The following is a 22,697-nucleotide window of genomic DNA, read 5'->3' as shown; positions in this document are numbered from 1 at the left end:
GGTGGTGGCGTCGGCGTTTGTGGGTGTGTTGGGTGTTGATCGGGTGGGGTTGGATGATGATTTCTTCGAGTTGGGTGGCAACTCCCTCATCGCGACTCGGGTTGTCATGCGCATCGCCGAAGAACTCGAGACGGCCGTACCGGTTCGCCTTCTGTTCGAAGCGTCCACCGTTCAGGAACTCGCCGCACGTCTCGAATCACACGTCGGTGAAGGAAGCCGCCTTGCGCTGACAGCTCAGGATCGACCGGAAGAGATTCCGCTTTCTCTTGCGCAGCAACGTATGTGGTTCCTCAACCGGTTCGACGGCTCCGCCGGTGCCTACAACATGCCGTTTGCTCTGCGACTGAGCGGTGAACTCGATCTGGGCGCGATGCGTGCAGCGATCGGCGACGTAGTAGGCCGTCATGAAACCCTGCGCACTGTGTATCCGGAAACCGATTCGGGACCGGTCCAGGTCATCGAACCGGTAGGACATACACCGGTGGAATTGGACGTCGAAAGCGTCACGGAAGCCGAGATTGTCGGCAAGCTGGTCGAATTGGCGTCGACGAGGTTCGACGTGACGGCCGAAATCCCGCTGCGGATTCGGTTGTTCCAGTTAGCCGAGAACGAGTACGTCCTTGCCGTGGTGGTGCACCACATCGCCGCGGACGGTTCCTCGACTACTCCGTTCGCCCGTGACCTCGTCATGGCCTACGCGGCCAGGGCACAGGGAACGGCGCCGGGTTGGGCTCCGCTGAATGTGCAGTACGCGGATTACAGCTTGTGGCAGCGTGAGGTACTGGGAAGCGAGGAAGACCCGGAATCAGTGTCGTCCGAGCAGATCGCCTACTGGAGCCAGGCTTTGGCCGGGTTGCCCGATCAGCTGGACCTGCCGACGGACCGTCTGCGTCCCGCCGCGCAGTCGTACCGTGGGGGTTACCTCCACTTCGAGATCGATGCAGCAGTGCATCAGGGCTTGGCATCACTGGCCCGTGAGCACGGAACAACCTTGTTCATGGTCACGCACGCGGCATTCGCGGTCCTGTTGGCGCGCCTTTCCGGCACCGACGACATCGCCGTTGGCACCCCGATCGCGGGCCGTGGCGAGCGTGCGCTCGACGATCTGATCGGCATGTTCGTCAATACTCTGGTATTCCGGACACACGTCGACGGTTCCGACAGCTTCACGGAACTGCTTGCCCGCGTGAGAGAGAACGACCTGCAGGCGTTTGCGCACGCCGACGTTCCGTTCGAGCGACTGGTCGAAGTTCTCAACCCGGCACGTTCGACCGCTCGGCACCCGCTCTACCAGGTGGGCTTCCTCTTCCAGAACATGGAACAGGCAAGCCTGGAACTGCCTGGTCTCACGGTGAAGGGCCTGGAGATCGACAACGGTGTCGCTCAGTTCGATCTGCAGTTGATCGTCGGTGACAACTACGACGAGCGTGGCGTTGCCTCCGGCATCTCGGCCGTGTTCAGCTACGCGCACGACCTTTTCGACGAGTCGACAGTGCAGTCCTTCGCTGATCGGTTCAACACCGTTCTGGCAGCGGTGGTTGCCGATCCGTCGATCGTGGTCGGCGACATCGACGTGCTCGATCCGCGTGAGTCGAATCAGGTTCTGCAGGAATGGAATGCAACGGAGCAGGCACTCGACGCCGAGGCGACACTGGTCGATCTGTTCGATCAGCAGGTTGCCGCGCACGGTGATTCCGTCGCGTTGGTGCACGGGCTCGAATCGCTGACGTATGTGGAGTTCGACGACAAGGTCAACCGGCTCGCCCGTCACCTGATCGAACTGGGTGTCGGTCCGGAGTCGTTGGTGGCATTGGGAATGCGACGCTCCATCGACCTGGTGATCGGCATGTACGCCGTTGCCAAGGCAGGCGGCGGTTATGTTCCGATCGATCCGGATCATCCGGCCGATCGCACCGGGTACGTCCTCGAGATGGCCGCGCCGGTCTGCGTGCTCAGCAACGAGAACGACGCACCGTCGCTCGCGGGGATCGACAATGTTCTTCTCATCGACACCCTCGATCTGTCGCGCGTCTCCGGAGCGCCGGTGCGCGGCGACGAGCGGATCGCACCGCTTCGTTCGGCGAATACCGCGTACGTGATCTTCACGTCGGGATCGACCGGCAAGCCGAAGGGTGTGGCGCTGTCCCACGCCGCGATCGTCAATCAGCTTCTGTGGAAGCGTGATCGCTACGGTCTCGACCAGACCGACGCAATGTTGCTCAAGACTGCAGCGACGTTCGACCTCTCGGTCTGGGAGTTCTGGTCCGCGTTGACATCCGGGTCCCGCCTGGTCATCGCCGACCCGGACGGCCACAAGGACGCCGAGTACATGCTGGCGCTCATCGCTCAGGAGAAGGTGACGACGCTGCACGCGGTGCCGTCCATGCTCTCGATGCTGACGGCCGCAGCAGACGGCACTCTTCCGCAGTCGCTCGAGCGTGTCCTTGCCATCGGTGAGGCCTTGCCCGCGGCAACGGCGGCAGAGTTTCGCAAAATGTCCGACGCGGCACTCGTCAATCTGTACGGTCCGACCGAGGCTGCGGTGTCAGTGACCGCGCATGATGTGGACGAGAGCGATACCTCGTCGGTCTCGATCGGTGCCCCGGAATGGAATACGCAGGTCTACGTGCTCGACGAGCGACTGCATCCCGTTCCGGTCGGAGTCACCGGTGAGCTGTACCTGGCCGGAACGCAGTTGGCTCGCGGTTATCACGGCCGCGCCGACCTGACGTCGGAACGCTTTGTCGCCAACACCTTCGGAGAACCGGGCACACGTCTGTACCGCACCGGCGACCTCGTTGTCTGGCGCAGTGGCGGTGAACTCGAGTACGTCGATCGTGCCGACTTCCAGGTGAAGATCCGCGGCTACCGCATCGAACTCGGTGAGATCGAAGCTGTTATCAGAGCTGCTGAGTCCGTGGACGCCGCGGTTGTCGTCGCGAAAACCGATCCGCGACTGGGGGATCGACTGGTCGGGTACCTCGTTCCGCAGGCCGGGGCCACCGTCGACGTCGACAGCGTGAAGGCGGAACTCGTCCGCGAGTTGCCGAGTTACATGGTGCCGTCGGCGTTGATGGTGCTGAGCGAATTGCCGCTCAACATCAACGGCAAGATCGATCGAAAGGCGCTGCCGGAACCCGAATTCGAGGCAACGGAGTTCCGTGCCCCGAGCAATCCGGTCGAAGAGATCGTGGCCTCGGTGTTTGCCGAAGTCCTGGGCGTTCCACGAGTCGGGTTGGACGACGACTTCTTCGATCTCGGCGGAAACTCGCTGATCGCCACACAGGTCGTGGCCAGGTTGGGTCAGGCACTTGACGCCCAGATTCCGGTGCGGATCATCTTCGAAGCGTCGACTGTCGGACTGCTGGCGTCGCGGGTGCTCGAACATGCCGGTTCAGGTTCGCGGGCACAGTTGGTGGCGCAGGAACGGCCGTCGCAGATTCCGTTGTCGCTCGCTCAGCAGCGGATGTGGGTTCTCAACCAGATCGACCGCAGATCTGCCGCGTACAACATCCCGGTCGCGATCCGGATGTCCGGCGATCTCGACGTCGCAGCATTGCAGTCGGCCGTCTCCGACCTTGTTGCTCGCCACGAGATCCTGCGGACGTTCTATCCCGATCTCGGGGACGGCCCGACGCAGTCGATTCAGTCGAAGTCGGCAGCCGTTGTCGACATGGCCGTGCTGTATGTCGGCGAAGACACGATTGGGGCCGAGGTCGCGAAGGTCGTCGGTCAGGGCTTCGACGTCACTGCCGGTGTTCCGCTGCGCGTTCGCCTTTTCCAGATCACGCCCACCGAGCATGTCCTGATCGTGGTGGTCCACCACATCAGCGGCGACGCGTTCTCGATGGCGCCGATGATCCGAGACACGATGGTCGCGTACACGGCGCGTACCGGGGGAGCGGCACCCGAATGGGCTCCGCTCGAAGTCCAGTACGCGGATTACACGTTATGGCAGCGCGACGTTCTGGGTTCCGAGGGCGATCCGGACAGTGAACTGTCGACGCAGCTTGCCTACTGGACGCAGGAACTCGCCGGCGTTCCCGAACTTCTGGAACTGCCGACGGACCGTCCTCGTCCGCCGACGCAGTCGATGAAGGGTGCGGACTTCCTGTTCACTCTCGGCGCCGACTCCACGCGTCGAATCGCGGAAATCGCGCGCGAGCAGAACTCGACCGTGTTCATGGTCGTGCATGCCGCGTTCTCGGTGCTGCTGTCCAAGCTCAGCGGCTCGAACGACATCGCGATCGGTACACCGGTGGCGGGCCGCGGCGAGCGAGTCCTCGACGACCTGGTCGGTATGTTCGTCAACACGCTGGTGTTGCGCACGCAGGTGAAACCGGCAACCACGTTTGTCGACCTGCTGCAGCAGGTGAAGGAGAAGGACCTCGCGGCGTTCGGAAACGCAGACGTGCCCTTCGAGCGTCTGGTCGAGCAGGTCGGCCGTGAGCGCTCGCAGGCATACTCACCGCTGTTCCAGGTGATGCTCACGTTCCAGAACATGGCACTTGGCAAGTTTGCGCTGCCAGGGCTCGAACTGTCGGCGGTGGACGACGGATTCGACTCGGCGATGTTCGACCTGCAGCTCACCGGTATCGAGGAGTTCGACGAGCACGGAGCGCTGTCCGATATCCGGATGCGATTCACCTATGCAACCGATCTGTACGACGCCGCAACCATGGAACTGTTCGCAGCCAGGTTGCGGGCCGTGGTCGACGCCGTTGCCGCAGATCCGACGGTGGTTTTGCGGACCATCGACATCGTGACGGACTTCGAACGCGCGCTGATCGAGGCAGCCGAGCCGAAAACGGCCGCGGACCTTCCGGACCTCGCAGCAGCGGCCGCCGCAGCAGATCCGACGGCGGTTGCCTTCACACACGGCGACACCGTGGTGACCTTCACACAGCTGGCCGAAAAACTGGCTGTGATGAAGCAGACGATGGGTGCGGCGCTCACTGCCGACGCGTTGGTCTCGGTTTCGCTGAACGGTCTGGTTCCGGGCATTCTTCCGGCACTGGGCGCCGACGGTATTACCTCGCTCGTCGAGTCTTTGATAACTGACGCGCAGGCCACGCTGGGGAAGGGTTCCGGTACGGACGGGTAATATGCAGTATTTGCCCCATGGGCGTTGATCTGTACGACCAGTCGTGCGTTGGATCTGCGCCGTGCTGTCGTCAGTTGGAGGAAGTGTTGATGTCCGTCGGTATGCCGGGACCACAGTCGCTGACGATCGAGGACCTGCCGAGATTGATCGCTGCAGTAGCCGAGGCGGAGCCCGACCGGACAGCGCTTGTTCATGCAGACGCCGAGGTCACCTACGAACGGTTGCACTCGGAACTGGCCACACTCGACTCCGCGATGGGTGGTGCGCTCGGCCCGGACGCACTCGTACCCGTCGTGATCTCCACGCTGCTGCCGGAGTTGCTCGCCACACGAGAGGGTGGCCTCGAATCCGTCGTCGGTGCGCTCATCGCCGATGCGACTTCCGTCGTTGTTTTCGAGGCTCCGTCGGTCGTCGAGTCGACTCTCGTAAGTCTGTTCGAGGAGCAGGTCGCGCGTACCCCCGATGCCGTCGCCCTTCGTTTCGGCTCCACGGCGTCGACCTACGCGGAATTCGATCGCCGGGTCAATCAGCTCGCCCGCGAGCTCGTCGCCCGTGGCGTCGGACCGGACACATTCGTCGGCCTGGGTATCCGTCGGTCCGTCGAACTGCTGGTTGCGATGTACGCGATCGTCAAGGCCGGTGGTGCGTACGTACCACTCGATCCCGACCATCCCGCTGAGCGTCTGGCGTATGTGATCGACGTCGCCGCGCCCGTCCTCGTGCTCACGACGTCAGTGGACGCGGTCGGCATTCCCGAAAACGTCGATGTACTGCGGATCGATGACATCGATGTCTCGGCGCACTCAGGCGCGCCGCTTGCCGACGGTGACCGGCTGTCACCGCTGCGCACCGACAATCTTGCGTACGTGATCTTCACGTCGGGTTCGACCGGCAGGCCCAAGGGCGTCGGTGTGTCACACGAGGCAATCGTCGCCAACCTCCGATGGAGGCAGAGCGAATATCCCTTCACCGACGAAGACGTCATCCTGCAGAAGACGCCGTTTACGTTCGACGTGTCGGTGTGGGAGTTCTTCTGGCCGTTGCAGGTCGGCGCTTGCCTCGTGATCGCGAAGCCGGACGGGCATCGTGATCCGGCCTACGTCGCAGCGACGATGATCGAGTACGGCGTCACCGTTGTACATTTTGTCCCCTCGATGCTCGCGGTCTTCGTCGCTGAACCGCGCGCTTCCGAGATCACCTCGCTACGTTACGTTTTCGCCTCGGGTGAAGCGCTTCCCGCCCAGACCGCCGCGCGGCTGCGCGACGTCAGCACCGCGGAACTGCACAATCTGTACGGACCGACCGAGGCAGCCGTCGACGTCACGTACTACGCAACCGGACCGCAGGACGAGGTCTCCATTCCGATCGGCCGTGCTGTCGCCGAAACAGAGCTACTCGTCCTCGACGACGCACTGCGTCCAGTACCTCCCGGCGTCCCCGGCGAGCTTTACCTCGCGGGGGTCCAGCTGGCCAGAGGGTATGTCTCCCGCCCCGATCTGACGGCGGATCGGTTCGTCGCGCATTCCACCTCGGACGGCGAGCGCATGTACCGAACCGGCGACCTGGTCCGATGGCGCGGTGCCGGCGCCGACCGCCTGCTCGAGTACCTCGGCCGCACCGACTTCCAGGTGAAGCTGCGGGGACTGCGCATCGAACTCGGCGAAATCGAATCAGCGCTACTCGACAACGATGCAATCGCACAGGCGGCCGTTCTCGTCCACTCCGATGCGGCTTTGGGCGACAATCTGGTGGCATACGTGGTTCCCGCATCGGGAGTTGTGCTCGACACCGACGCTCTTGCACGTGAATTGGGTGGACGCCTGCCGGACTACATGGTGCCGTCGCTGTTTGTCGAACTCGAGGCGTTTCCGCTCAATGCCAGTGGCAAGCTGGACCGCAAGGCGCTGCCGGCGCCCGAGTTCACAGCGCAGGTTGTCGAATACCGCGCACCGAGCACCCCGGTCGAGAAGACGTTGATAGCGATCTTTGCCGACTTGCTCGGCCGCGACGATCTCGGCATAGACGACGGGTTCTTCGACCTCGGGGGCAATTCACTGCTCGCGACGCGAGTGGTGGCGCGCGCGAACGCCGAACTCGGCGTGGAACTCGACATGCGAGCTTTCTTCGATGCTCCGACGGTATCCGAATTAGCTTCTCTCGTAGGCGATTCTGCTGGCCGCGGTACGAAGGCTCCTCTCGTTGCACAGGAACGTCCCGACCGGATCCCGCTTTCGCTTGCGCAGCAGCGTATGTGGTTCCTCAACCGCTTCGACTCGACCTCGGCAGTCGATCACATCCCAGTCGTTCTCCGGCTGACTGGAATGCTCGATGCCGCTGCGCTCCGTTCGGCGATCGATGATCTCGTCGAGCGGCACGAGAGCCTGCGTACTGTGTATCCGGAGGTCGACGGCGTCGGCTACCAGCAGATCTTGACCGTCTCCGACGTGGAGCTCGATCTGTCGCCGGTCGCTGTGGCCGAATCCGAGATCACCGAGCGTGTCATCACGGAGATCACCGGGGGATTCGACGTCACCTCACAGGTGCCGTTGCGGGTCAAGCTCTTCCAGGTGGCCGCGTCGGAATACGTCCTTGTATTCGTCGTCCACCACATCAGTGGTGACGGCTTCTCGATGGGCCCCTTGGTGCGCGACGTCGTGACCGCTTACGCGAGTCGGGCGGCTGGCAGCGCACCCGAATTCACGCCGCTGGACGTGCAATATGCAGACTTCTCGATCTGGCAGCGAACAGTCCTCGGCAGCGAGCACGACGCGGAATCGGTGATATCGCGCCAGATCGATTACTGGACACAGCAGCTCGACGGGCTCCCCGAGCGGCTAGACCTGCCGATGGATCGACCCCGCCCGCCCGTCGCGAGTTATCGCGGAGCGTCGCACACGATGACTATCGGTGCGGACGTACTCGCGCGCCTCGAGTCGATTGCGCAGGCGAACAAGGCCACGGTGTTCATGGTATTGCACAGCGCAATCGCCGTGCTGTTGGCGCGTTTGTCCGGAACCACTGACATCGCGATCGGCACCCCGGTGGCGGGTCGTGGCGATCGCGCACTCGACGACGTCATCGGCATGTTCGTCAACACCCTGGTGCTGCGTACCGAGATCAATCCGGCAAGTACATTCGACGAACTGGTGAACCAGGCACGGATTGCAGACCTCGATGCATTCGGTAACGCTGACGTCCCGTTCGAGCGTCTGGTAGAGGTGCTCGACCCGGCACGCTCGCAGGCACACAATCCGCTGTTCCAGGTGATGCTCGCGTTCCAGAATCTCGGCCAGAAAACACAAAGTGACGCAACGCTCGGCGGCCTCGAGGTAAGCGGTTTCGAGCTCGAGTCCGCAGTCGCCAAGTTCGACCTCCAGTTCACGGTGTGGGAAGACATCGAGGTCGGCGGGCTGTCAGTCGTCATCGATTATGCGCGTGACCTTTTCGATGCCTCGACCATCGAGACGTTCGGTTCCAGGCTGTCCGTATTGCTCGGTGCGGTCGCTGCCGATCCGGCCGTTCTCGTCGGCGAGATCGATCTGTTCGGCGCCGGCGAGGCAGCCTGCGTGCTCGACTGGTCGGTGGGGCAGCGTGTGTCGATCGGCGACAGATCGCCACTTGCACTCTTTGCCCGGCATGTCAGTCGCGACCGGTCGACGGTTGCCGTCGTGGCCGATGATCGGACCCTCACCTACGGGGAACTCGATGCGCGGTCGTCGGTGCTCTCTCAGGACTTGCTCGCTGCGGGTGTGGGAGCGGACGACGTGGTTGCGCTGGTGCTGCCCAGGTCGTGGCAGTGGGTAGTGGCAATGCTCGCGGTGTGGAAGACCGGCGCCGGTTACACACCAATCGATCCCACGTTGCCGACTGAGCGCGTGAATACATTGCTCGAAGACACCAGTGCCCGCGTGGTGATCGCGTCCGGTGGCGTCCAGACGGCGCTCCCGGTGCTGCGGGTCGAGAGCACTGATGGGGCGGAATCCGGCGATTCTGTTCCGGAATGGGTGGACCATTGGCGTGAGCGGGGCGCAGGTGAGCGCGTGGGATACGTCATCTCGACCTCTGGTTCGACGGGTCGGCCCAAGCCCACGGTCGTACCGATGGCGGGCATCGAGAATACGACAGCCTGGTACCGATCCGAACTTCCGGACGCCGCTGGTGTGGTCGTTGCGTCGTCACCGAGTTTCGATCTCACGCAGAAGAATGTGTGGGGACCGCTTACCAGCGGTGGCAGTGTTCACGTCGCCGCAGCGGGGTTCGACCCCGCCGAGATCCTTCGCGCCGTCTCCGACGACGACGTCCAGGTCGCGAACATGTCGCCGAGTGCATTTGATGCACTGGTCGATGCCGACGTGGACGGCGTCCTCGAATCGCTCGACGTCGTGTTCCTCGGTGGTGAGCCGATTCAGGTTGGTCGGCTCAAAGATCTGATGGCCGCCGGTGTGCGCGTCGTCAACAGTTACGGCCCCACTGAGGCCTCCGACGTAGTGTCCTTCCAGGAGGCGGCACCGGGAGACGTCAACGGAGTCCCCATTGGGATTCCAATTCCGAATATCGAACTCTACGTGCTGGATTCGCGCCTGCAGCTGGTCCCGGCCGGAGTGGTCGGTGAGCTTTACGTGGGAGGTGTGGGAGTCAGCCGCGGATACGGCGGACGCTTCGACCTTACTGCCGAGAGGTTCGTGGCGAATCCGTTCGGGTCGGCAGGCTCGCGGCTGTACCGTACCGGAGACCAGGTCCGGTGGAACGGTTCGGGAGAGCTGGACTATCTGGGCCGCACCGACTTCCAGGTCAAAATCCGTGGACTCCGAATCGAACTCGGCGAGATCGAAGGGGCCCTGGTGGCACTCGATTCGGTATCGGCTGCTGTCGTGGTGGTACACAAGGACAGCCTGGTCGGAGACCGCCTGGTGGCTTATCTGGTACCAGCACACGGGGCCGACGTCGACATCGCGGCGATACGTTCGACCGTCGCGGCGCGTCTGCCTGACTACATGGTGCCGTCCGCGTTCGTGGCGATCGAGACGGTTCCATTGAACGCCAACGGAAAGGTCGATCGGCGGGCCCTGCCCGAGCCGACGTTCGCGACACTGTCATACCGCGCTCCGACCACTGTGGTCGAAGAAACTGTGGCCCAGATCTTTTCGGATGTTCTGGGTGTAGCTCAGGTCGGTCTCGACGACGACTTCTTCGAACTCGGTGGCAACTCGTTGATTGCCACGCGAGTTGTCTCACGGCTCGGTCAGTCCTTGGACACCGTAGTGCCGGTACGACTGCTGTTCGACGTGTCGACGGTCGAGGCCCTGGCCGCACGACTGAGCACTCACACCGGCGACGCGGGGCGGATGCCTCTCGTCCCGCAGGAACGTCCCGAGCGAGTCCCGCTGTCGTTGGCGCAGCAGCGAATGTGGTTCCTCAACCGGTTCGAGCCGGAATCCGGGGTCGACAACATTCCGGTCGCCGTGCGGTTGACCGGTCCGTTGAATACGGCGGCTCTGGCGGGGGCCGTGCGGGACCTGATCGACCGTCACGAAAGCCTACGCACGATCTATCCCGAGATCGACGGCGTCGGTTACCAGCAGGTTCTCGGTTCGGCGGCAGTCGATCTCGATCTGTCACCGGTTCGAGTTCCGGCCGAGGCTGTGGAACTCCGTGTGCGGGAGCTGATCCAGCCCGGATTCGACGTCACGGTCGAGATCCCTCTCCGTACCGCGCTCTTCCAACTTGCCGACGATGAGTACGTGCTTGTCTTCGTCGTCCATCACATCAGCGGAGACGGTTTCTCGATGGTGCCGTTGGTACGTGACGTGGTGACAGCGTATGCGGCGCGATCGCACGGGCGTGCGCCGTCCTGGTCGCCGCTGGCTGTCCAGTTCGTCGACTACACCCTGTGGCAGCGTGAGGTGCTCGGCAGCGAGGACGATCCGCACTCGATCATCTCGGGCCAGGTCAACTACTGGAAGAGCCGGCTCGCGGGAATCCCGGATCAGCTGGACCTGCCGACCGATCGGCCACGTCCAGCCGTAGCAACGAACGGTGGTGCAGAGTACCAATTTGCCATCGAGCAGGGCGTCGTCGATTCCCTCGACCGAATTGCGCGTGAGCATCAGGCTTCGCGATTCATGGTCGTGCACAGTGCATTCGCCGTGATGCTGGCGCGCCTGTCCGGCACCTCCGACATCGTGATCGGTACTCCGGTCGCGGGGCGTGGTGAGCAGGAACTCGACGATGTGATCGGAATGTTCGTCAACACACTCGTGTTGCGGACGAACGTCGATCTGTCGCTGTCGTTCACGGAATTGCTTCGCAGCACGCGTGAGTCGGACCTGCAAGCGTTCGCGCATGCCGACGTGCCGTTCGAGCGCCTCGTCGAAATCATCAACCCGGAACGATCGCAGTCACGCAATCCGCTGTTCCAGGTCATGCTCACGTTCCAGAACGTCGCCCAGGGCAGCGACGAATTGGCCGACATCGACGGCGTCACGGTATCGGCCCTCGACGTCGATGCGTCCGTGGCGAAATTCGATCTGCAATTGACGATCACCGAGCATGACGGTGAACTCCGTGGACTCTTCACTTACGCAACGGATCTGTTCGACCGTAAGACGGTGGCCTCCTTCGTCCAGTATCTGACCGCGACTCTCTCGGCGGTCGCGGCTGCCCCCGCTGGGCCGGTCGGGGACGTCGACGTCGTCGGCGACTCCGATCTGGGGCTGGTCGTCGAGCGCTGGAACAGCACCGGTCACGATGTTCGCGATGTGACGCTGGTGGATCTGTTCGATGAACAGGTCGTCCGCTCTCCCCATTCGATCGCGCTGACCTTCGATGGGAATCAGCTGACGTATCTCGAATTCGACCGGCGGGTCAATCAACTCGCCCGCAAACTCGTGTCGGAAGGCGTCGGCCCGGATACCCTGGTCGGCTTGGCCATTCGCCGAAGCTTCGATTTGCTGGTGGCGATGTACGCGGTAGTCAAGGCCGGCGGCGGCTATCTGCCCATCGACCCCGATCAGCCCGTCGAGCGCAACGAATACGTCGTGTCGACTGCAGCTCCGATCTGTGTGTTGACCACAGAGAGAGATGGATTCGACGCTGAGGGAGTGCTGGTAGTCAGGATCGATACCGTAGACCTGTCCGGTTGTTCCGACGCACCGGTCACCGACGCGGACCGCCTCGGCCCGCTGCGAGGGGAGAACACGGCGTACGTGATCTTCACCTCCGGGTCGACGGGCAAACCGAAGGGCGTTGCGGTGTCACACCGCGCGATCGTCAACCGGCTGATCTGGATGCAGGCCGAGTACAGCCTCCTCGGCGACGACGTGGTCCTCCAGAAGACTCCCTTTACCTTCGATGTCTCCGTGTGGGAGTTCTTCTGGCCGTTGCAAGTCGGAGCTCGACTGGCGATCGCTGCCGTCGACGGCCACCGAGATCCGGCCTATCTGGCCGCGCTGATCGCGTCCGAACGAGTGACCACCATTCACTTCGTGCCGTCGATGTTGGAAGTGTTCCTCGCGGATACGGTTGTCACGAGGTCTTCTGCCCTTACCCGAGTCTTCGCCTCGGGTGAGGCGCTCGCCCCGCAGGTGGCCGCGCAGTTCCGGACGGTTCTTCCCGGAACTGAACTGCACAATCTGTACGGACCGACGGAGGCCGCGGTCGACGTCACCTTCCATGAGGTGACGGACGCCGACACCACCACCATGCCGATCGGCGCGCCGGTCTGGAACACACGCGTTCTGGTACTCGACTCACGACTGCATCCGGTGCCCGTCGGGGTCGCGGGCGAGCTCTACCTCGCGGGAGTGCAGTTGGCCCGGGGGTACGTGGCTCGGCCGGACCTCACAGCGGACCGGTTTGTCGCCGATCCGTTCGGACCTGCCGGCTCACGCCTGTATCGGACCGGAGACCTGGTGCGATGGAATGCGTCGGGTGAGTTGGTATACATCGGACGTACCGACTTTCAGGTCAAGCTACGCGGACTACGCATCGAGCTGGGGGAGATCGAGTCGATCCTGCGTGATCATCCGTCGGTCGGTTCGGTGGTGGTTGCCGTCCGGAACGATCAACTGGTCGCGTACCTGACGGCGGCCGGTGAGTCTCTGATCGATTGGCTGGAACTGGAATCGATACTGGGGAAACATCTTCCGTCATACATGGTGCCCACGGCACATGTTGTTCTGGACGAACTGCCGCTCAACGCCTCGGGAAAACTCGACCGGAAGCAACTGCGCGATCCTGAGGTCGAGATCGCGGTCTTCCGGGAACCCGAATCTGTGGTCGAGGTCGAAGTTGCGCGTATTTTCGCCGACCTCCTCGGTATCGGGCAGGTCGGCTTGGACGACGACTTCTTTGCGCTGGGCGGTAATTCACTGATCGCGACGCAGATCGTCGCTCGACTCGGGCATGCACTCGACACCACTGTGCCGGTCCGCATCCTGTTCGATGCATCGACAGTGGAGTCGCTCGCGGCGCGAATCGACGTGCTCGTGGGGCGGGGCGGCCGTCCGCCGCTCGAACCACAGGAGCGCCCTGAGTTGGTTCCGCTGTCGATCGCGCAGCAGCGCATGTGGTTCCTGAACCGATTCGATTCGGCGTCCGGAGTGGACAACATTCCGATCGCGATCCGGTTGACGGGGGATCTCGACATCGAGGCCATGCAGGCAGCTCTTCGTGATCTGTTCGAGCGACATGAGATTCTCAGGACCACATATCCGGAAGTCGACGGTATCGGATACCAGCGAGTCCTCGACACCGCGGATGCACTGCCTGATCTGTCGCCAGTACGTATCCACGAGTCCGTCGTCACCGACCGGGTGGCGGAATACGTACTCGCCGGATTCGATGTCACTGCAGACGTGCCGGTCCGGGCACGTTTGTTCGATCTTGCCGACTCGCAGTACGTTCTGGTGTTCGCCATCCATCACATCAGCGGTGACGGCTTTTCGATGGGGCCGCTGGTCCGGGACGTCGTCTCGGCGTACGCCGCGAGGTCGCAGGGAATCGCTCCGACGTGGAAGCCGCTACCGATCCAATTCGCGGACTTCGCGCTGTGGCAGCGCCGGGTACTCGGTGTCGAGTCCGATCAGGGATCGTTGATCTCGAAACAGATGGAATACTGGAAGTCGCAACTGGACGGATTGCCCGTCGAACTGACCCTGCCGTCGGATCGGCCGCGTCCGCGAGTCGCTTCACACTCCGGTGCCGAGTACTGCTTCGATATCGAAGCGGCCATGCACGAATCATTGAATCATGTTGCGCGAGAACATAATGTGTCACTCTTCATGGTTCTGCACAGTGCGCTGGCCGTCCTGCTGGCGAAGCTGTCCGGCACCGCCGACATCGTGATCGGTACACCAGCGGCCGGACGAGGTGAACAGGCTCTCGATGATCTGATCGGCATGTTCGTCAACACTTTGGTCCTGCGGACCGAGGTCGACCCGGGCGAGTCGTTCACTGCACTCCTGTCGAAGGTACGGGACACTGATTTGGCCGGTTTCGAGAACGCTGACGTTCCGTTCGAGCGTCTGGTGGAAGCACTGGACCCCGAACGGTCGCAGGCGCGTAATCCGCTTTTCCAGGTGGGCTTTTCGTTCCAGAATCTCGGTCAGGGTGCGCACGGATCCGTAGAGATTCCGGGCCTGAGCATTTCCGGTGTCGACATTGCGCCGACGTTGGCCAAGTTCGACCTGCAGTTCACGGTCTGGGAGACTCCGGCTCAGGCGGGCGGGCTCACCTTCGCCGTCACCTACGCCACCGATCTCTACGACGAATCGACGATTGCAGGCCTCGAGTCACGACTGAACGCCGTGCTGACATCCGTCGTCGCCAATTCGTCAAATGCAGTCGGCGACATCGACATTCTCGGTGAGGACGAACGCCGGACGATACTCGAAGGGTGGGCCACGCCCGGGGCGGTCGTCGACGACTCGACCACTCTGGCCGAACTGTTCGATGCACAGGTGACCCGATCACCGAACGAGATTGCGGTGGTCTTCGGAGACGAGCGATTGACGTATCGGGACATCGATTCCCGCGCAAACTGTCTGGCCCGCACGCTGATCGATTCGGGAGTCGGATCCGAGGACCTGGTAGCGGTCCTCTTGCCGCGATCGGTCGATCTGGTCGTGGCGCTGCTCGCCGTCGTCAAGTCTGGTGCCGCGTATCTGCCGATCGATCCGAGCTATCCGGATGAGCGGATCGCATATACCCTTGCCGACGCGTCTCCGGTGTGTGCGATCGTCGCTCCGGATTCGCTGCGGGAACTGCCCTGCCCTTCTGTCTCGCCCCGGGACGCCGCAGCCGACTCCCGCCCCGTGACCGACGCAGACCGCGTGCGGCCTTTGCGTTCGAGAGACCTGGCGTACGTCATCTACACATCAGGATCTACCGGCCGCCCCAAAGGTGTTGCGGTCACTCATCGGAACGTTGTGGAGTTGTTCGCCAACGCGCAGACGGAATTCGCATTCGATTCCTCGGATGTGTGGACTTTGTTCCACAGCTACGCATTCGACTTCTCGGTGTGGGAGCTGTGGGGTCCGCTCATTCACGGCGGTGTACTCGTGGTCGTCGACTTCGAGACGTCGCGTTCGCCAGACCAGTTCAGGCAATTGCTGACCACCGAGGGCGTCACGGTGCTCAATCAGACTCCGTCGGCTTTCTACCAGCTTGCGGAGGCGGACCGTGTTTCCGGAGGATCGGACGGTACCGCGTCGGATCTTGCGCTCCGGTACGTGATCTTCGGTGGCGAGGCACTCGATCTCGCACAGCTGACCCGGTGGTACGACCGTCATCCGGACGACTCGCCGCAACTGGTCAACATGTACGGAATCACCGAGACCACGGTGCACGTCTCTTATCTCCCGCTCGATCGTGCGAGCGCGGAGACCGCGACGGCGTCGTTGATAGGTCGACCACTCGACGGCCTTCGGGTGTACGTACTCGACGACCGTTTGCAGCCCGCTGCGGTCGGCACGGCCGGCGAGATCTACGTCGCCGGCGGACAACTGGCACGCGGGTATCTGGGGCAGAGTGGATTGACGTCCGGGCGGTTCGTCGCGAATCCGTTTGCATCACACGGCGAGTCGATGTACCGAAGCGGCGATGTGGCGCGCTGGAACCGCGCCGGCCAGCTCGAATACCTGGGGCGTTCCGATTCGCAGGTTCAGCTTCGAGGTTTCCGGATCGAACTCGGCGAGGTCGAGACGGCCCTGCTCCGAGTCGGTGGTGTCGCCCGTGCCGTGGCCGTCGTCCGCAAGGACGCAGATCTGGGCGATCGGCTCATCGCGTACGTCGTGCCCGAGGCCGGTTCGGACCTCGACGCGAGCACGGTCAGCACAAGTGCGGCCGACTTCCTCACCGGCTACATGGTTCCCGACGCGACAGTGTTGTTGGACGCCTTGCCCCTCACGGTGAACGGGAAGCTCGACTCCGCTCGGCTGCCTGCACCCGTCTTCGCTTCCGCCGAATATCGAGCGCCGGTGTCCGACACCGAGAAGGCCGTGGCGACGGTATTCGCCGAATTGCTGGAGGTTCCTCAGGTCGGACTCGACGACGAGTTCTTCGAACTCGGTGGTAACTCATTGATCGCGACCCGGGCGGCGGCACGACTGAGCCGATCCCTCGACGCCACAGTCCCCGTACGGACTCTGTTCGACACCCGGACAGTCGAAGAACTCGCGAGCGCGATCGAAGTCCACGTCGGAACCGGTTCGCGAAAGCAGCTCGTTGCCCAAGATCGCCCCGAGCGCATTCCGCTGTCTCTGGCGCAGCAGCGTATGTGGGTGCTCAACCAGATGGACACCGACGCCTCGACCTACAACATCCCGATGGCGCTGCGTCTGGCCGGGCAGTTGGACGTCGATGCGCTGAAATTTGCTCTGCGTGACGTGATTTCGCGCCACGAGTCACTGCGAACGCTTTACCCGTCCGACGGGCTGGGGCCGGTGCAGCGGATCGTCGGCGCCGACCTCGTGCCCATGTTCGGGGAACCGACAGCGGTCCACGACGGCGCGCAGATGTACACGAAGGTCGTCGAATCGACGACCGCCGGATTCGATGTGTCATCGGAGGTTCCGGTACGTACTGATCTTCTCCAGATCGGAGAAGATCAGTACGTGTTCGTACTCGTCGCGCATCACATCGCGGCCGACGGGCAGTCGATGGGGCCACTGGCCCGCGACGTGATGGTGGCCTACGAAGCGCGTACCCGGGGCAGTGCACCATCGTGGAGCCCACTCCAAGTGCAGTACGCAGACTTCGCGCTGTGGCAACGCGACGTACTGGGATCGGTAGATGACGCGGGAACGATCGCCGCGCGCCAACTCGACTTCTGGCGCACAGCGCTCGACGATCTGCCTACCGATGTCGGCTTGCCGACAGACCGACCGCGTCCCGTGGTGCAGTCCGCCGCAGCGGGGGCCGTCCAGTTCACCGTCGACGCTGATGTCCATTCGCGACTGAGCGACATCGCCCGAGCGAAGAACGCCACGGTGTTCATGACAATCCACGCCGCACTGGCGGTCCTGATCTCGAGGTTGGGTGGAGGCTCCGACTTCGCGATCGGTACCGCTGTCGGCGGCAGGGGCGAGCGCGCCCTCGACGATCTCGTCGGTATGTTCGTCAACACACTCGCGCTTCGCACCACGGTCGATGCCGGTGCACGCTTCGAGGATCTCGTTTCGCATGTGCGCGACGTCGACCTGGCCGCGTTCGGCGAAGCCGATGTTCCTTACGAGGAAATCGTGGAGGCGCTGCCGCCTCGGGCGGGGGGCCTGTTCCAACTCGTCCTGTCGCTGGAACCGACCGCCCAGACCGAGTTTGCATTGGCAGACCTGACCATAGGCGCCGTCGACAGCGGAGTCCTGACCACGAAGTTCGACCTTCAGCTCACCCTGACCACCGCAGCGGACGGCCTCGGACTCTCCGGCCTGTGGCTGTATTCCGAGGACCTGTTCGACAAGACCACGGTCGAGTCGTTCGCACAGCGGTTCGTTCGTGTACTCGAGCAGGTCACCGACGATCCGACCAGGCAGGTCGGCGATCTCGATCTGCTGACCGACATGGAGAAGTCCGAGGTCGCCGGCGGCGTTCGCGAAGCCAGCGCAGTCGCGAGCACGACGTTGCTGCCTCAGTTGCTCGCCTCCGTCGTGGAAAGCGACCCGGACGCGCCTGCGGTGGTAACAGACGGCGAGGAGACCCCTTACGCGGCACTCGACGCGAAGTCTTCGCGTCTGGCTCGCCTGCTCATCGAGGAAGGTGCAGGTCCCGGCACTGCGATCTCCATCGGTGGTGGTGTCGATGCCGTGATCGCCTACTGGTCTGTGGTGAAGGCCGGCGCAGCCTTTACCGGGGCGCATCCGTCGGATCCGGCAAGCCTGACCCTGTCGAATGACTCCGACACCTCGACGCTGCTCTTGACGTCACCGGAGATCGAGTCTCGGCTGGCGACGATGTCGGATCGTCCGATCAGCTACGTCGATCGCGCCCGGTCGACAATGGCGGACGATCCGGCGATCGTCGACGGTGACCGAGTGCTGACGTACGGCGACCTGTCGGACTCTCTGGCGGAGCTGCGTAAGCGGTATTCCGTCGACTTCGAGTCGAGGTTGGCATTCGCCGGCGCGGTCGGCTCGCCGGAGCACTCGGTCGCGGTCCTCCTGGCGGCGTCAGCCGGAGCGGCTGTCGTCATTCTCGGTGACGACGAGGCAATCGAAGACTCACTTGCTGACGACTGGGTGACGCATGTGGTGCTTCCGGACGAGGTCCGCTCGGCCGTCGACCGAACCGACTTACCCGATCTCGAGTACGTCCTCGCAACGGGCGAACTACTCGGGTGGTGAGATCGGGCTTCGTCGGCGACCGTGCCAGTGGCCGAATTCATAGGTGATCGTGCCGTTGCCCGGATCGGTGTTACCGGCTGTAACAATGGGCGGTAGGGGTTGGATGTGTTGGGGGAACCCACTGATGCAATTGTGGGTTCCCCGGCGTCCAGTCTGGACAGACCGGTAGTGACAGTTCAGAAGTATGACGCGAAGGTGAGTTGCTCGATGCAGCGTTGGGTCTCCGTACACACCGTTCGACCGCAGGTGGCGGTCGTATGAGTACTGACGACGCGACCCGGCGGAAGACATCTCGCGCCGGCAGGAACGAACGACCGGCACGCACCAGGCGCGCGCGGGTGCCATTGCTGCCTCAGTTACTCGCAGCTGCAGTGGACCTCAACCCAGCAGCACCGGCGATCACATTCGGGGGTCAAACCCTCACTTATGCCGAAGTGGACGCGCTGTCCTCGCGTCTGGCTCGGTTGCTCATCAGCCGCGGAATCGGGCCGGAGGACCGGGTGGCGGTGTCGATTCCCCGCTCCGTCGAGTCGGTCTGTGCGGTGTGGGCGGTGGCCAAGACCGGCGCAGCTTTCGTGCCGGTCGATCCCAGCTATCCTGCAGACCGCGTCGAACACATGATCACCGATTCTGCAGCCTCGATAGGGCTGACCACGGCCGCGTACGCTATCGACCGCCCTCGCAGCGTCCAATGGCTGGAAGTGGACGGCGACGTGTTGACGGCCGAGTTGTCCGGTATCTCCCCGGATCCGGTCTCGTATACCGAACGCGTTCGAACCCTTCGCGTGGATCATCCGGCATACGTGATCTACACCTCGGGGTCGACAGGACGGCCCAAGGGCGTCGTCGTCACCCACGCCGGGCTTTCAGACCTGTGTGCGGAACAGGTCGAACGGTATGCGCTCACCTCTACGTCGCGGACACTGCATTTTGCTTCGCCGAGTTTCGACGCTTCCGTGCTCGAACTGCTGCTCGCCGTCGGTGCAGGCTCGACGATGGTGATCGCGCGTCCGGACATGTTCGGCGGCGACGAACTCGCGGAACTCCTGGTGGCGGAAAAGATCACGCACGCGTTTGTGACCCCGGCAGCGCTGGGTTCGATTTCCCTTGACGGCGCCCACCAGTTCGACAATCTCGCGGTGGTGGTCGTCGGCGGTGAAGCGTGTTCACCCGCGCTGCTGTCCACCTGGGCGCCCGGCCGACGGTTCTTCAACGCATACGGACCCACGGAAGCCACCGTCGCCAGCAACATCGCCGAGTTGACCGTCGATCGTCCCGTGACGATCGGTGGTCCCGTCCGTGGTGTCGGCGTGTTCGTCCTCGATTCTCGACTTCAGCCGGTCGCCACCGGAACCGCCGGCGAACTCTACCTGTCGGGCACCCACCTTGCCCGCGGGTACAACGGCCTGTCCGCAACTACGGCGGCAAGTTTTGTCGCAAATCCGTTCGGCGGCGCCGGGGAGCGGCTCTACCGGACCGGCGATACCGTGCGGTGGATCCGCACCGGCGGCGATGGCGGAGCCACCGATCAGACCGGTGGTGAGCGCGACCTCGAATATCTCGGGCGGGGGGACTCACAGGTCAAGATTCGCGGCTTCCGGATCGAACTGGGCGAGATCGATGCCGTCCTTGCCGCCCAACCCGGAGTCGACTTCGTCGCCACCGTCGCGATCACCGGTTCCTCAGGTGACGCCGCGCTGGTGTCGTATGTCATGGCGAATGCCGACGTCGACCTGGACCCAGACTCGTTGACCGCCAGCGCTCGGGCCGTTCTTCCGCGCCACATGGTGCCTGCATCGATCATGGTCATCGACCGGATTCCTCTCACCCCAGTGGGTAAGCTGGACACCGACAGCCTTCCCGAGCCGATCTTCATCTCGCGTGCGTACCGCGAACCATCAACGCCTGCACAGGTACTCGTGGCAGCGGCCTTCGTCGACCTGCTCGGAGTCGAGAGGGTCGGTGCCGAAGACGACTTCTTCGAACTCGGCGGCAACTCACTTGTTGCAGCAAGGCTGGCTGGACGTCTCGGAGCTGCGTTCGGGACACGCATTCAGGTGAAAACCCTCTTCGAGGTATCGACGGTCGAAGCATTGGCTGCCCGAATCGAAGCCGAGGCGGAGGGGTCCGTCAGAGTACAGCTTGCGCCGGTGATTCGTCCGCAACATGTGCCGTTGTCGCTGGCGCAGCAACGGATGTGGTTCCTGAGCCAGTTCGATTCCGAATCTGCTGTCAACAACATTCCGATCGTCCTCCGCCTGAGTGGTGAGCTTGACACGGTTGCGCTCGCCTCAGCGGTCGGTGACGTCCTAGCTCGGCACGAAGTCCTTCGTACTGTCTACCCAGGAATCGACGGTGTGGGCTATCAGCAAATTCTGCCGGAATCGACCGCAGACATCGACCTCGATCCCGTTCCGTTGGCCGATTCGGCACTTCTAGGCGAACTGTTGACTCTCGTTACCGCCGGATTCGACGTCAGCTCGGCAGTTCCGTTGCGGGTCAAGCTCTTCCAGACGGATCCGTCCGAGTATGTCCTGGCGATGGTCGTTCACCACATTTCAGCGGACGGCGTTTCCGTAGCGCCGTTGGTTCGGGACGTTGCGTTCGCCTACCTTGCGCGTGTGGACGGCCGGAGTCCGGAGTGGACACCGCTGCCGGTGCAGTACGCAGACTTCGCGATGTGGCAGCGTGAGGTTCTCGGCGTGGATTCCGATCCGACATCGTTGATGTCCGAGCAGCTCGCGTACTGGAAGACGACCTTGCGAGACCTGCCGGAGAAGATCGAACTCCCGGCCGACCGTCCACGACCCTCAATTCTCTCCACCAGAGGCGGCGTCCACCGTTCGGACGTGGACGCTGAATTGCACAGTGCCCTGGAGCAACTCGCACTTGACCACAACGTGTCACTGTTCATGGTCGTCCATGCGGCGCTGGCGGTCCTGTTGGCAAGGTCGAGCGGCAGCGGTGACGTGGCGATCGGTTCACCAATCTCTGGACGAGGGGAACCCGAACTCGACGATCTGATCGGCATGTTCGTAAACACCCTGGTGTTACGCACGGCCGTGAACCCAGGAGCAAGCTTCTCCGATTTGTTCGACCATGTGCGTGACATCGATCTGGGAGCTTTTGCCAACGCCGATGTGCCATTCGAGCGGCTTGTCGAAGTGCTCGACCCGGCACGATCCCAAGCGCACCACCCGTTGTTCCAAGTTGCGCTGTTCTTCCAGAACATGGCCGACGACGCACTGGAATTGCCCGGACTGCGTGTCTCCGGATTCGACGCGGGCGTCGACATCGCGAAGTTCGATTTGCAATTGACCGCAGCTCCACGGGAAAACGAGTCGGGGGATGCCGCAGGGATCGCGCTGTCCTGGCTCTACGCCACGGATCTGTTCGATGCCTCGACCGTGTCCGCCTTCACCGATCGGTTTGTCCGCATACTGCGCGCGATGGTCGCAGATCCCGGTTCAGCGGTCGGTGACGTCGAGGTCATGACGGCGCCTGAGCGTGCTTTGGTGCTCGAGTCGTGGAACGACACGTCTCATCCGGTTGTGGGTGGGTTGTTGTTGGATGGTTTTGATTCTGTGGTGGGGGTTTGTTCGGGGTCGCGGGCGGTGGTGTTCGGGGATGAGGTGCTCTCGTATGGGGAGTTCGATGAGAGGGTTAATAGGTTTGCGCGTTATTTGATTGGTTTGGGTGTTGGGCCGGAGTCGTTGGTGGGGTTGGCTGTTCGGCGGTCGGTTGATTTGTTGGTT

The 22,697-nt window shown here is 63.0% G+C and carries 3 protein-coding genes; all 3 read left to right on the top strand.

Features of this window, described 5'->3' with window-relative positions; all coding sequences use genetic code 11:
• Nucleotide 1 precedes the first annotated feature (1 nt).
• Entirely contained in the window at nucleotides 2–5,104 is a 5,103-nt protein-coding gene (locus ACZ3J7_RS39250) for an amino acid adenylation domain-containing protein (RefSeq protein WP_465628228.1), read from the top strand.
• A 17-nt stretch (nucleotides 5,105–5,121) separates the two neighbouring features.
• Nucleotides 5,122–18,942, top strand: coding sequence for an amino acid adenylation domain-containing protein (locus ACZ3J7_RS39245; protein ID WP_465628226.1), 13,821 nt, complete (start codon nucleotides 5,122–5,124; stop codon nucleotides 18,940–18,942).
• A gap of 371 nt (nucleotides 18,943–19,313) precedes the next feature.
• On the top strand, nucleotides 19,314–22,697 hold a 3,384-nt coding region (locus tag ACZ3J7_RS39240), incomplete at its 3' end, for an amino acid adenylation domain-containing protein (RefSeq protein WP_465628224.1).

The sequence above is a fragment of the Kitasatospora sp. NPDC015121 genome (genome assembly GCF_055562955.1).
The sequence above is the reverse complement of the archived record's forward strand: the minus strand, read 5'-3'. Positions and strand labels throughout refer to the sequence as shown.

Bases quoted from the DNA above. Each gene is read 5' to 3' on its own strand.
- ACZ3J7_RS39245 (WP_465628226.1), top strand. From the start codon at position 5,122: ATGGGCGTTGATCTGTACGACCAGTCGTGCGTTGGATCTGCGCCGTGC.